Raw genomic sequence first — 13,759 nt, forward strand, 5'->3', positions numbered from 1 at the left:
TCCGGCGGGAGTATTTAGGCCAATGTGAAATGGCTTGTGGTCAGTGCCCGGCGGGCGGCAGGGCGGCAAAGCCGAATTCAGCCAAGGCTTGATCCAGCGTCATCGTCTCGGTGCGGGTATCGCCCAAGCGGCGGACGGAGACCGTGCGCTCTTCGACCTCTTTCATGCCGACGGCGAGGATCACCGGCACTTTGCCCACCGAATGTTCGCGCACCTTGTAGTTGATCTTCTCATTCCGGGTGTCGGCTTCGGCCCGCACGCCTGCCTTGATCAGGGCATTGGTGATTTCATGCACGAACGGGTCGGCATCCGAGACGATCGAGGCGACGACGACCTGACGCGGTGCCAGCCAGAACGGCAGTTTACCGGCGTAGTTTTCGATCAGGATGCCGATGAAGCGCTCGAAACTGCCCAAGATCGCGCGGTGCAGCATATAGGGGCGGTGTTTCGCGCCATCCTCGCCGACATATTCCGCATCCAGCCGGTTCGGCAGGTTGGGGTCGACCTGGAAGGTGCCGCACTGCCATTCACGGCCAATCGCATCGGTCAGTTTGAAATCCAGTTTCGGGCCATAGAACGCGCCATCGCCGGGGTTGATCTGGTAGGGCAGGCCGAGGTTCTCGATGGCCCCTTTCAGCGCGCCTTCGACCTTGTCCCATGTCTCATCCGAGCCGATGCGGACATCGGGGCGGGTGGAAAGCTTGATGTCGAATTTGTCAAAGCCAAGGTCTTTGTAGACTGAGGACAGCAGGGCGATGAAGGCCGCGCATTCGCTCTCGATCTGATCTTCGGTGCAGAAGATATGCGCATCGTCTTGCGTGAAGCCACGCACGCGCATCAGCCCGTGCATGGAGCCAGAGCTTTCGTAGCGGTGGCAAGACCCGAATTCTGCCAGCCGCAGCGGCAGGTCGCGGTAGGATTTAAGCCCTTGATTATACACCTGCACATGGCAGGGGCAGTTCATCGGCTTCAGCGCGTTGATGCGCTTTTCCTTGGCACCTTCTTCGTCGACCTCAACGATGAACATGTTCTCGCGGTAAGCTTCCCAGTGGCCGGATTTCTCCCACAAAACCCGGTCCACCACTTGCGGGGTCTTGATTTCCTTGTAGCCCGCCGCCTTCTGACGCCCGCGCATGTAGTCTTCCAACTGGCGATAGACCGTCCAGCCGTTCGGATGCCAGAACACCATGCCGGGGGCTTCGTCCTGGATGTGGAACAGGTCCATCTCGCGGCCCAGCTTGCGGTGGTCGCGCTTGGCGGCCTCTTCCAGCATGGTCATATGCGCCTTCAGATCGTCGCGGTTCTTGAAGGCAAGGCCGTAGATGCGCTGCAACATCGGGCGGCTGGCATCGCCCAGCCAATAGGCCCCGGCGACGTGCGTCAGCTTGAACGCATCGGCCGGGACTTGGCCGGTGTGCTGCAAATGCGGGCCACGGCAGAAATCCTGCCAGTTTCCGTGCCAATACATCCGCAGGTCTTCGCCTTCGGGGATGCGGTTGATCAGTTCGACCTTGAACGGCTCGTTCTTGTCTTCATAGAATTTGATCGCGCGCGCGCGGTCCCAGACTTCGGTGCGCACCGGATCGCGGGCGTTGATGATCTGCTTCATCTTGGCCTCGATCTGGCCAAGGTCTTCGGGCGTGAAGGGTTCCGCCCGGTCGAAATCGTAAAACCAGCCGTAATCGCGCACAGGACCAATGGTGACTTTCACATCCGGCCAGATTTCCTGCACCGCGCGCGCCATGATATGTGCGGCATCGTGGCGGATCAGTTCCAGCGCCTGCGCGTCATCCGCCAGCGTGTGAATGGCGATGCTGGCGTCGGCGTGGATCGGCCATTGCAGATCGTAATGCGCGCCATTGACCGTGGCGGAAATCGCTTTCTTCGCCAGGCTGGTCGAGATGCCAGCGGCCACTTCGGCAGCGGTGACGCCGCGCGCATATTCGCGCTTGTTGCCATCAGGGAATGTGAGGGAAATCTGGGACATATCGTCCTCCTCGTCGTTTTGGCGCCTACGAAACGCCCGGTTGCGGGTTATGTGGGCGGGGTTTTGCCTATGGTGCGTGGTGTTGTCAACCGCAGCCCGCTATGGTGGAGAAAAAGTGAGGCCGCATGACCAAACCGCATCAGTTGACCACGCCGCAGGGCCGCCAGATTGCCTATCATCACACCAAAGGGCAGGGGCCTTGCGTGGTGTTTCTGGGCGGCTTCAAATCCGACATGACCTGCACCAAGGCGATCTACTTGCAGGATTGGGCAAAGGCGCAGGGGCAAAGTTTTCTGCGGCTGGATTATTCGGGCCATGGCGTGTCCTCGGGCGATTTTCTGGATGGCGCGATCGGCGACTGGTTCGAGGATGCCTTGGCGGTGATCGAGGCCGTCACCTCCGGCCCCTTGGTGCTGGTCGGCTCCTCCATGGGCGGGTGGATTTCGCTGCTGGTGGCCCGCGCGATCCCGCAGCGCATTGTGGGGCTGGTGGGTATCGCCGCGGCCCCGGACTTCACCGAAGACAGCATGTGGGCGGATTTCATGCCCGCCCAACGTGCTGAAATCATGGCGAAAGGCCAGATCGGTCTGCCGTCGGAATACGCCGACAGCCCCTATATCATCACCCGCCGCCTGATCGAAGAGGGGCGCAACCGGCTGGTTCTGCGCGCACCCTTGGCGCTGAACTTCCCCACCCGCCTGCTGCAAGGCACCGCGGATGTGGATGTGCCGCCCGCCGTCGCCCTGCGCCTGCTGGATCATGCCACCGGCGATGATATCCGGCTCACCTTGGTCAAAGGGGCCGATCATCGCTTCTCGACCCCCGCTTGCCTGACAATGATCACCGAGGCAATCACCGACGTTCTGAAGGCAACCCGCTGATGCCGCACCGCGAACCTTTGGTGCTGATCCCCGGCCTGATGGCGGATGCGCGGCTGTTTTTGCCGCAGATCGTGCAACTGGGGGCTGAACGCGCCATGCAGGTGGTGCTGCCCACCAAGGGCGAAACGGTCGAGCAGATGTCCGAGGCCATCCTGCCCGGCCTGCCCGAGAAATTTGCCCTGCTGGGCCACGGCCTTGGTGGCGACGTTGCCCTTGATCTGATCCGCCGCGCGGGCGACCGCGTGACCCGCGTTGTGTTGATGGCAACCGATCCCTTGGCCGAGCCGCCGCAAACCGCCGCCGCCCGCGAATCCCGCATCGTCGCGGCAAAATCGGGCCGTCTGGCCGAGGCGATGCGGCAGGAAATCCCCGCCGCGGCCATCGTCGACGCGCCGTGGCGCGATGAGATCATGGCGCTGGTGCAGGATATGGCGCTGGGTCTGGGCGAGGGCGTGTTCCTGCGCCAATCCCGCGCGCTGCAACGCCGCCCGGATCAGCAGAAAACCATGCGCCGCGTCAAACTTCCCGTTCTGGTGATCGCAGGCGAGGCGGATACGCTGGTGCCGATGCGGCGGCAAGAGTTTACCGCCAATCTGATGCCCTATGGCAAATTGCTGGTGATCGAAGCCGCAGGCCATCTCGCCAGCCTCGAACAACCCGAGGCGGTTTCACAGGCGATTGCCGCGTTTCTGGCCGGGCCGATGATGCTGCGTTAGGGCGCGCAATGGCGACAATTTCCGGCGCAACCACTAGATGTTGTGTAAAATCGGATAAATTCGCGCAAAAACCACAAGTCATTCCCACGTGGGAATGGAAAATGCGATCCACTGCGCCTTAGTCTGGGCTGCCGAAGGCCACCGCCCCCGGCTGCAAAAGCCCGCTCAGGCGCCTGCCTTCACCGAAGCCAGTTTCGCCACTTTCGCCGCACCCGAATTGGCATCAATGAACGACAGCACCAACGGGCGGATGTTCAAACGCCAGCTTTTGCCCGCGAAGATGCCGTAATGGCCTGCGCCCGGCTCAAGATGCTCGGCCTTCTTGCTATCGGGCAGGCCGGTCAGCATCCCCAACGCGGCAACACACTGGCCGGGGGCCGAGATATCGTCATTCTCGCCCTCAACCGTCATCACCGCCACCTTGGTGATCGCACCAATATCCACCTTCTTGCCCGCCACAACGAATTCGTTCTTGGCAATCTCGCGGTTCTTGAAGATCCGCTCCACCGTCGAAAGATAGAACTCTGACGTCATATCCATCACCGCCAGATACTCATCATAAAAGCGGTTATGCGCGTCGTGGTCCGAGGCTTCACCCTGCGCCACCCGCATGATCTGATCGCTGAACGCTTTCGAATGCCGCTCGGCATTCATCGACATGAAGCTTTGCAACTGCAACAGCCCCGGATAAACCAGCCGCCCCACGCCCTTGTATTTGAAGCCGACGCGCTGAATGGCGATCTGCTCCAACTGGCCCATGGTGATGCGGCGGCCAAAGTCGGTCACATCGGTTGCAGCCGCATCCGGGTCAATCGGCCCGCCGATCAGGGTCAGCGAACGGGGCTGCGCATCGGGGTCTTCGCCTGCCAGATAGGCAGTCGCGGCCAAGGTCAGCGGCGCAGGCTGACAAACCGCGATCACATGGGTATCCGGCCCCAGTGCCCGCATGAAATCGACCAGATACAGCGTGTAATCTTCAATATCGAACTTGCCTTCCGATACCGGAATATCGCGGGCATTGTGCCAATCGGTGATGAACACATCAGCATCCGGCAACAGGCTGGCCACGGTGGACCGCAGCAGTGTCGCATAATGCCCCGACATCGGTGCCACCAGCAGCACCTTGCGCGCCATAGGCGCACGGCGGCGCACCTTGAACTGGATCAGATTGCCAAAGGCACGCTCAACCACCGGCACCACATCAACAAGGTGATCCTGCGCCTCTGGCCCCGGAATAGACCGAATGCCCCAGTCGGGTTTGACCACCATGCGGGAAAAGCTGCGTTCCGTCACTTCGCCCCAGGCCGCCATCACTTGCAGCATCGGGTTCATCGTCATGGAAAACGCCGGATAGGATGCCATGGCGCGCGCGGTGGCACCCATCCACTCATTCGTGTTACGAATGCTTTCCATCAGGTCGTAGGTCGCCATATACTTCATCACGACTCCTTGCGGGGAGAGGGCCCCGGCCCAATCTTCGCCGGGCCCCTTGGGAGGGGGCGGCGTAATGCTGCACAGCAGAAAGAATAGGGGCGAAAGATTAACATGACAACCGAAGACACTGCTGCCGGTGCAAAATTAGAGAAGATGACCGCTAATCTTGCCAAGATAGAAGCATTGTCAGCGCGTCTCATGGCCGCTTTGGCGAACAAAAAACCCTCGGACCCCGGCGTGCAGGGGCCGGGGCAAGAGATGTATATGAAGGCCGCCGCCGCCTATCTGGCCGGAATGATGCAGAATCCGGCCAAGGTGCTGGAGCATCAGATCGCCTATTGGGGCAAGACGATGAAGCATTACGTCGAGGCGCAGCAGGCCTTGGCGAGCGGTGAGTTGAAGGCCCCGGCCGACCCCGGCCCCAAGGATCGGCGCTTTGCCAATCCGCTGTGGGATACGCATCCGGCCTTCAACTATCTCAAGCAGCAGTATCTCTTCAACGCCGAGGCCGTGCAGAATGCGGTCAGCGACATGGAAGCCATCGATGCAGGCGACAAGAAGCGCATCGAGTATTTCACCAAACAGATCACCGACATGCTGTCGCCCACCAACTTTCTGGGCACCAACCCGGATGCCTTGGAAAAGGCGGTGGCGACCGATGGCGAAAGCCTTGTGCGTGGCCTTGAAAATCTGGTGGCCGATATCGAGGCCAACAACGGCGAGTTGGCGGTCACGCTGGCCGACCGCGAGGCGTTTCGCTTGGGCGAAAACATCGCCACCACCCCCGGATCGGTGGTGTTCCGCAACCGGATGCTGGAACTGATCCAGTATACCCCCACCACGGAAACCGTTTTTCAGACGCCTCTGCTGATCTTCCCGCCGTGGATCAACAAATTCTACGTGATGGACCTTAAACCGCAGAACAGCCTGATCAAATGGATCGTCGATCAGGGCTTCACGCTGTTTGTGGTGTCTTGGGTCAACCCGGATGGGGCTTTTGCCGATGTCGGCATGGATGATTACATCCGCGAGGGCTACCTCACCGCGATGGCCGAAGTGCGCCGGATCACCGACGAAAAACAGATCAACGCGGTCGGCTACTGCATCGCGGGCACCACCCTGTCGCTGACCCTGTCGCATTTGCACCGGGCCGGGGACAGTTCGGTGAAATCGGCGACCTTTTTCACCACGCTCACCGATTTTTCCGATCCCGGCGAGGTGGGGGTATTCCTCGACAATGATTTCGTCGATGGCATCGAGCGGCAAAGCAATGCCGATGGTATGTTGTCGAAAACCTTCATGAGCCGGACGTTCAGCTATCTGCGCTCCAACGATCTGATCTATGGCCCAGCGATCAAAAGCTATATGATGGGCGAGGCACCACCAGCATTTGATCTTTTGTATTGGAACGGTGACGGCACCAATCTGCCCTGCAAGATGGCCATCGAATATCTGCGCGGCCTTTGTCAGGATGATGGGCTGGCGCAGGGCACGTTCAAAGTGTTCGGCCACAACGTCAGCCTGAAGGACATCCAGATCCCAGTCTGCGCCATCGCCTGCGAGACCGACCACATCGCACATTGGCGCGGCAGCTTTAACGGCTTCAAGCAGATGGGTTCGGCGGACAAGACCTTCATCGTCTCGCAATCCGGCCATATCGCCGGCATCATCAATCCACCCTCAAAGGGCAAGTACGGCCATTACACCAACGCAGCCCCAGTCAGCGGTGCGCCCGATGACTGGATGGCCAGTGCCACCTTCAATCAGGGCAGCTGGTGGCCACGCTGGGGCGCATGGCTGGCGGCGCAATCGGGGGGGCAAATTCCGCCGCGGATGCCGGGTGATTCGGTGCGTCCGGTGCTCTGCGCCGCGCCGGGCACTTACGTGTCGCAGGTGCCCGGCTCGCCAATGGGTTGAGTTTGCACGGCTTTCCGCAAGGGAACCCTGCGCGTGCCCTGCGACGCTGTCATTGCTGCGTTGCAGAATATTTACTTGCAATGCTGCGGTGCAGCAATTATATCTGGCTCATCGAAAAGCGGGTTTGTTTCCCGCAAACCTGTAGGAGCCTCCAATGACCAATGCGAATGATTTCACCAAAGTCATGCAAGACATGATGGCCAAGTTCCCGGTTGACGCTTCGGCGTTCCAGAACGCATTCAAGACCCAAGCCGCATTCGGCGAGAAACTGTCGAAAGTGGCTTTGGAAGCTGCTGAAAAGTCGACCGAAATCTCGTCCAAATGGGCAAAAGAGACCATCGCCAAGCTGTCGGGCGCTGCCAAAGCCAAAGCCGAGCCGGCTGACTACACCAAAGCCGCGACCGATTTCGCTTCGGCTGCTGCTGAACTGGCTTCGGAAAACCTGGCTGCTTTCGCTGAAGTGGCGAAAAAAGTGCAGATGGAAACCGTTGAACTGCTGCTCGCCGCTGGCAAGGACGTTTCGGCTGAAGCTTCGGCTGTCGTGAAAAAAGCCACCGACGAAGTGACCGCTGCGACCAAGAAAGCCACCGCTGCTGCGGCTGCAAAGTAATCCGCAAGGATCACGCATCCTGATTTCCTCCCTGATTTGGGATGCATAGGGCGGGCCATTGTGCCTGCCCTTTCTTTTTATTCTGCGCTGTCCTAGACTTTCTCTGCACTGCAATATTTCGGGGAGAGAACTATGGCCGAACCAGCAAAGCCGCTGTTGATCAAGCGCTACGCCAGCCGTCGTCTCTATAACACCGAGACCTCTGATTACGTCACGCTGGAGGACATTGCAGGGTTTATTCGCGCGGGGCGTGAGGTTCAGATCGTTGATCTGAAATCTGGCGATGATCTGACCCGGCAGTATCTGTTGCAGATCGTGGCCGAGCATGAATCCAAGGGCGATACCGTGCTGCCCACCAATGTGCTGACCGATCTCGTGCGCAGCTATACCTCGAACATTCAATCCGTGGTGCCGCAGTTTCTGGCGGCCAGCTTTGAGATGCTGCGCGATGGCCCCACCAAAGTTATCGAGAACATGAACGCTATCCCGAACCCGCTGACGGCGATGCCGGGGTTTGATCTGATGCGCAAGCAGCAGGAAGCCTTCATGAAAACCATGATGGGCGGCGTGCCGGGTTGGGGTGGCTCTGGCCCTGCCAAGGAAGACTCGGCACAAGATCCGGCTGAGGAGTTGGCCGAGATCAAAAAGCAATTCGCCGAGCTTCAGAAGAAGCTGTCGAAGCTGTAAATGCCCGAAGCGCAGGGCCGCGTCACGCTGTGGGGGATCGAGGTTTTCCTTGCCGTGGCCGAAGAGGGCGCGATTTCTGCGGCTGCGAAGCGGCTGGGGGTCAGCCCTTCGGCGATCAGCCAGCAGTTGACCGGGCTTGAGGCTGCACTGGCGGCGGTGCTGCTGGACCGCTCGGCCCGCCCGATGCGGCTGACGCCTGCGGGGGCGATGTTTCGCCGCCATGCCCAGACGATTTTGAACGCTGAAGCCGAGGCGCGGGCTGATCTGGCGCTGGCGGATCTGTCGGGTCTGACCACGCTGCGGCTGGGGATGATCGAGGATTTTGACGCCGAGGTGACGCCCAGCCTGCTGTCGGCCTTGGCTGCCGAGTTGAAGGGCTGCCGGTTTCTGCTCGAAACCGGGGCCAGTCATCGCTTGCTTGATCAGTTGGAAGCGCGGTCGTTGGATATTGTCGTGGCGGCCGATCTGGATTCTGACACCGCTGATCAGGGCTGGCGCGAGGTGCATCCTGTGCTGGCTGAGCCGTTTCTGGCGATCACGCCACGCGGCCAGGCGGCGGCTGATCTGCCGCTGATCCAGTATACCGCGCGGCACGTGATGGGGCGGCAGATTGCGGGGCATCTGGCGCGGCAGAATTTGCGGTTGGCGCATCGGTTCGAGTTGGACAGCTATCACGCGATCTTGGCGATGGTGGCGGGCGGGCAGGGCTGGACGATTTTGACGCCACTGGCGCTGCACCATGCCGCGCGGTTTCACGCGGCGATTGATGTGGCGCCGCTGCCGTTTGAACCGCTGCAACGCACGCTTTCGCTTTCTGCGCGCGAGGGGGTTTTGCGCGACATGCCGCGCCAGATTGCCGGGCAGTTGCGTGGGCTGATCGGGGCGCAGATCGTGGCCCCGGCGCAGGCGGAATGGCCTTGGCTGGGTGAGACCTTGCGGGTGCTTTAGGCTGGCCTTTGCCGCCGTGGCGGCATAGGGGAGGGGGACATCAAAGGATATCCCATGGCACTTTCCGATCTTCTGGCCCGCGCGGGCAATGCTTGCGAATTCTGTGGCGCAACCGCTGATCTGGCGGCGGTGGATGTGCCGCCTGCGGGCGAGATCGCGCTTTGTCCGGTGTGCCGCGAGGATGTGCCCGCCGATGCGTCGCACTGGCGCTGCCTTGAAGGCGCGGCTTGGTCGGCCGAGCCGGTGGTGCAACTGGCGGTGTGGCGGAAACTTGGCCAGCTTGCCGAGCCTTGGGCGGTTGAGGCGCGCGAGGGTATGGTGCTGTCGGATGAGGTGCAGGGCTGGACAGAGGTTGCGGGCGCGGTTGAGCATCGCGACAGCAACGGCGTGCTGCTGGTGCAGGGCGATACCGTGGTGTTGATCAAGGATCTGGTGGTGAAGGGCGCGAATTTCACCGCCAAGCGCGGCACCGCGGTGCGGCGGATTTCGTTGGTGGCGGACAATGCGGGCCAGATCGAAGGCCGGGTTGAGGACCAGCGCATCGTGATCCTGACCGAGTTTGTGAAGAAGGCTTAGCGGTGCTGTGTTGTCTTCCCATCTGGGAATGACTTGTGTTTTTCAACATTTTTTGGGCGATTATCCACAATATGTTGTGTTTTGGCGCCCAATCTGCCGTTTGATCAAGCCTTAGCGGCGGCGCACGGCGCCCAAGATACGCTTCCAGATCGTGCCGCCAAGGTAGCGGTTAAACACCACGAAATAGCCGATCAACAGCGCGAAAAACAGCAGGGCAGGCCCGCCGTTCAGGCTGAAGCCGCCTTCCGTCAGGCTACCCGTGGCCCAAGCGATCAGCCAGCCGATCACCACGAAACCGGTGATAAAATCCAGCAGGAACGCCAGAATGATCCGCCAGCTTGCGACATAGGTTTCCGACATGATCAACCCCGATCTGATGATCTGCGCAGGCTAGGAGATCGCGCAAGCATCTGTAAAGCCGAAATCTTTGCCGCACACGGCGCGGTGGTTGTTTTGTATGGCGGGATGAATTGCGAAAAAGCCCCCGCACCGCTTGTCGGTGGGGGGCTTTTGCCGTGAGAAGGGTGATGGGATTGGATTATTCCAATTCGACCAGCAAATCCTTGGCGTCGATTTGGGCACCGGCATGCACATGCAGCGCCTTGACCGTCGCGGCGCGGTCGGCGTGGATGCCGGTTTCCATCTTCATCGCCTCGATGGTCAGCAGCAGATCGCCTGCGTTGACCTTTTGCCCCGGCGTGACCGCGACAGAGGCAATCGAGCCGGGCATCGGCGCGCCGATATGGCTGGGATTGCCCTCGATGGCCTTTGGTTTGGCGGCGGTTTTGGCTTTGACGGCACGGTTGGGCACGCGGATGACGCGGGGTTGACCGTTCAGCTCGAAAAACACCTTCACATCGCCGTCGTCGGTGGTGTCGGCCACCGCTTGCAGGCGGATTTCAAGGGTTTTGCCGGCGTCGATTTCGGCGGTGATTTCCTCACCCGGCACCATGCCGTAGAAGAACGTCCGCGTCGGCAGGGTGCGCACCGGGCCGTAAGCCTTGTGGCGGCCCATGTAATCCAGGAACACCTTGGGATACATCAGGTAGCCGTTCAGATCCTCGTCATCAATCTTGAAGCCGCCGAGTTCTTCGGACAGTTTCGCGCGGGTGGCTTCCAGATCAACCGGGGGCAGGCTTTCGCCAGGGCGGGCGGTGGAGGGGGTTTCGCCCTTCAGCACCTTTTTGCTGATCGCTTCGGGCCAGCCGCCATGCGGTTGGCCGAGGTTGCCTTTCAGCATATCGACCACCGATTCCGGGAAGGCCACGTCGACCTTGGGGTCTTCGACTTGCGCGCGGGTCAGGCCTTGGGCGACCATCATCAGCGCCATGTCGCCCACGACTTTCGACGATGGGGTGACTTTGACGATATCGCCGAACATCTGGTTCACATCGGCATAGGTCTGCGCGACCTCGTGCCAGCGTTCTTCAAGGCCTAGGCTGCGGGCTTGGGCCTTGAGGTTGGTGAACTGGCCGCCGGGCATTTCGTGCAGATAGACTTCCGAGGCCGGGGCGGGGATGCCGGATTCGAAGGCAGCGTATTGGCCGCGCACGGCCTCCCAATAGTTCGAGATTTCGCGGATCGCGGCCATATCAAGGCCGGTGTCGCGGTCGGTGTGGCGCAGGGCCTCGACGATGGAACCAAGGCAGGGCTGCGAGGTGCCGCCCGAAAACGCATCCATCGCCGCATCCACGGCATCAACGCCCGCGTCCGATGCGGCCAGAATGGTGGCGGCGGCGGCCCCCGAGGTGTCATGGGTGTGGAAGTGGATCGGCAGGCCGACCTCTTGCTTCAGCGTTTTGATCAACTGCTTGGCGGCGGCGGGTTTCAAGAGGCCCGCCATATCCTTCAGCCCCAGCACATGCGCGCCTGCGGCTTTCAACTGTTTGGCGGTATCGACGTAGTATTTCAGGTTGTATTTGGCGCGGTCGGGGTCGAGCATGTCGCCGGTGTAGCAAACGGTGCCTTCGCAGACCTTGTTCGCCTCGATCACCGCATCCATCGCGACGCGCATGTTTTCCACCCAGTTGAGGGAGTCGAACACGCGGAACACATCGACGCCTGTGGCGGCGGCTTGTTTGACAAAGGCCTGCACCACATTGTCAGGGTAGTTGGTATAGCCGACGCCGTTGGAGGCGCGCAGCAGCATTTGCGTCATCACATTGGGCATCAGCGCGCGCAGATCGCGCAGGCGCTGCCACGGACATTCCTGCAAGAAGCGGTAGGCCACGTCGAATGTGGCGCCGCCCCAGCATTCGACGCTGAACAGTTGCGGCAGGTTGGCGGCATAGGCGGGGGCGACCTTGATCATGTCAATGGAACGCATCCGGGTGGCGAGCAGCGATTGGTGGCCGTCGCGCATGGTGGTGTCGGTCAGCAGCAGTTTCTTCTGCTTGCCCATCCAATCGGCCACGGCTTGCGGGCCTTTTTGTTCCAGCAGGTTGCGGGTGCCCATCGCAGGTTCGCCGTGGGTTTTCGGCGCGCGGGGCGTGCGCGCCTCGGCATGCGGTTTCGGGCGGCCTGCGGTTTCGGGATGCCCGTTGACGGTGATGTCGGCGATGTAGGTCAGGATCTTGGTGGCACGGTCGCGGCGTTTCTTGAACTGGAACAGCTCTGGCGTCGTGTCGATGAATTTGGTGGTGTAGGTGTCATCCAGGAAGGTCGGGTGCTTCAGCAGGTTGATGACGAATTCGATGTTGGTGGACACACCGCGAATACGGAACTCGCGTAGGGCGCGGTCCATCCGGGCGATGGCGGCTTTCGGGGTTTGCGCGGTAGCGGTGACTTTCACCAGCAGACTGTCATAATACCGCGTGATCACGCCGCCCGCGTAAGCCGTGCCGCCATCGAGACGGATGCCGTTGCCGGTGGCGCTGCGATAGGCGGTCAGACGGCCATAGTCGGGGATGAAGTTGTTCTGCGGGTCTTCCGTCGTCACCCGGCATTGCAGGGCGTGGCCGGTCAGGTGGATGTCTTCCTGTGCGGGCTTGCCGGTGGCTTCGGCCAGGGTCTTGCCCTCGGCAATCAGGATTTGGGCTTGGACGATGTCGATGCCGGTGACTTGCTCGGTCACGGTGTGTTCGACTTGGACGCGGGGATTGACCTCGATGAAGTAGAATTTCTGGCTGTCCATATCCATCAGGAATTCGACGGTGCCGGCACATTCATAGCCAACATGGGCGCAGATCTTGCGGCCCAATTCGCAGACCTCGGCGCGCTGGGCGTCGGTCAGGTAGGGGGCCGGGGCGCGCTCGACAACCTTCTGGTTGCGGCGCTGCACGGTGCAGTCACGCTCATACAGGTGATAGATCGCGCCGTGCTTGTCGCCCAGGATCTGCACCTCGACGTGGCGGGCGCGGATGATCATTTTCTCAAGGTAGCCTTCGCCGTTGCCAAAAGCGGCCTCGGCCTCACGACGGCCTTCGCGGACCTTGTCGATCAACTCATCCGGGCCGTTGATCGGGCGCATCCCACGACCGCCGCCGCCCCAGCTTGCTTTCAGCATCAGGGGGTAGCCAACTTCGGCGGCCTCTTTCTTGATGGCGTCGAAATCATCGCCCAAGACTTCGGTGGCGGGGATCACCGGCACGCCAGCGGCCATCGCCACGCGGCGCGCGCTGGCCTTATCGCCCAAGGCGCGCATCGTGTCGGCTTTCGGGCCGATAAAGGTGATGCCCGCCTGATCGCAGGCGTCGACGAAATCGGGGTTTTCTGACAAGAGGCCATAGCCGGGGTGGATCGCATCCGCGCCGCAGGCCCGGGCCACCCGGATGATTTCCGGGATCGAGAGATATGCGCCGACGGGCGACAGACCTTCGCCGATCAGATAAGCCTCATCCGCCTTGAAACGGTGCAAGGAGAGCTTATCTTCCTCGGCATAAACCGCGACGGTTTTCTTGCCCATCTCATTGGCTGCCCGCATCACGCGGATGGCGATTTCACCGCGATTGGCGACAAGGATTTTCTTGAATTCGGTCATAGGGCGGCTCCGGTCAAACGGGGA

General features: G+C 61.0%; 11 protein-coding genes. 7 read left to right on the forward strand and 4 right to left on the reverse strand.

Going from position 1 to position 13,759, the window contains the following annotated elements:
* Positions 1–40: 40 nt before the first annotated feature.
* Complete coding sequence (gene thrS / locus ACFOGH_RS00675; protein WP_380071134.1) at positions 41–1,987, reverse strand: threonine--tRNA ligase; 1,947 nt, start codon at positions 1,985–1,987, stop codon at positions 41–43.
* 125 nt (positions 1,988–2,112) lie between these two features.
* Here thrS and ACFOGH_RS00680 point away from each other — a divergent pair, with 125 nt between their 5' ends.
* Complete coding sequence (locus ACFOGH_RS00680) at positions 2,113–2,868, forward strand: alpha/beta fold hydrolase (protein WP_380071135.1); 756 nt, start codon at positions 2,113–2,115, stop codon at positions 2,866–2,868.
* Positions 2,868–3,584 carry an alpha/beta fold hydrolase gene (locus ACFOGH_RS00685; RefSeq protein WP_380071136.1) on the forward strand — a complete coding sequence of 239 codons (717 nt, stop codon included), beginning with the start codon at positions 2,868–2,870 and terminating at the stop codon, positions 3,582–3,584. The genes ACFOGH_RS00680 and ACFOGH_RS00685 overlap by 1 nt, the downstream gene beginning before the upstream one ends.
* Before the next feature lie 165 nt (positions 3,585–3,749).
* Here the strand turns inward: ACFOGH_RS00685 and phaZ are convergent, their stop codons facing one another.
* Positions 3,750–5,024: a polyhydroxyalkanoate depolymerase gene (gene phaZ, locus ACFOGH_RS00690; RefSeq protein ID WP_380071137.1), complete on the reverse strand. Its 1,275-nt coding sequence runs from the start codon at positions 5,022–5,024 to the stop codon at positions 3,750–3,752.
* 105 nt (positions 5,025–5,129) lie between these two features.
* On the opposite strand from phaZ, the gene phaC reads away from it, so the two are divergent.
* The 5 genes from phaC to ACFOGH_RS00715 all read left to right on the forward strand — a co-directional run bounded on the left by phaC (position 5,130) and on the right by ACFOGH_RS00715 (position 9,756).
* The gene (gene phaC, locus ACFOGH_RS00695; RefSeq protein ID WP_380071138.1) at positions 5,130–6,935 is read left to right on the forward strand and encodes a class I poly(R)-hydroxyalkanoic acid synthase; all 1,806 of its coding nucleotides are present in this window, start codon (positions 5,130–5,132) and stop codon (positions 6,933–6,935) included.
* Positions 6,936–7,089: 154 nt separating this feature from the next.
* A complete protein-coding gene (locus ACFOGH_RS00700; protein WP_380071139.1) occupies positions 7,090–7,545 on the forward strand; it encodes a Phasin in 456 nt (151 codons plus the stop codon).
* A 132-nt stretch (positions 7,546–7,677) separates the two neighbouring features.
* Positions 7,678–8,232: a polyhydroxyalkanoate synthesis repressor PhaR gene (gene phaR / locus ACFOGH_RS00705; RefSeq protein WP_380071140.1), complete on the forward strand. Its 555-nt coding sequence runs from the start codon at positions 7,678–7,680 to the stop codon at positions 8,230–8,232.
* A complete protein-coding gene (locus ACFOGH_RS00710) occupies positions 8,233–9,180 on the forward strand; it encodes a LysR family transcriptional regulator (RefSeq protein WP_380071141.1) in 948 nt (315 codons plus the stop codon). It begins immediately after the preceding gene.
* Between the two features lie 54 nt (positions 9,181–9,234).
* The gene (locus ACFOGH_RS00715) at positions 9,235–9,756 is read left to right on the forward strand and encodes a PhnA domain-containing protein (RefSeq protein ID WP_380071142.1); all 522 of its coding nucleotides are present in this window, start codon (positions 9,235–9,237) and stop codon (positions 9,754–9,756) included.
* Between the two features lie 111 nt (positions 9,757–9,867).
* Here ACFOGH_RS00715 and ACFOGH_RS00720 read toward each other — a convergent pair whose 3' ends face one another.
* Positions 9,868–10,116 carry a hypothetical protein gene (locus ACFOGH_RS00720; RefSeq protein ID WP_380071143.1) on the reverse strand — a complete coding sequence of 83 codons (249 nt, stop codon included), beginning with the start codon at positions 10,114–10,116 and terminating at the stop codon, positions 9,868–9,870.
* A 178-nt stretch (positions 10,117–10,294) separates the two neighbouring features.
* Positions 10,295–13,735 carry a pyruvate carboxylase gene (locus ACFOGH_RS00725; RefSeq protein ID WP_380071144.1) on the reverse strand — a complete coding sequence of 1,147 codons (3,441 nt, stop codon included), beginning with the start codon at positions 13,733–13,735 and terminating at the stop codon, positions 10,295–10,297.
* Positions 13,736–13,759 lie beyond the last annotated feature (24 nt).

Origin of the sequence: Cypionkella sinensis, assembly GCF_042646385.1 — a bacterium.
Lineage (GTDB): Bacteria > Pseudomonadota > Alphaproteobacteria > Rhodobacterales > Rhodobacteraceae > Cypionkella > Cypionkella sinensis.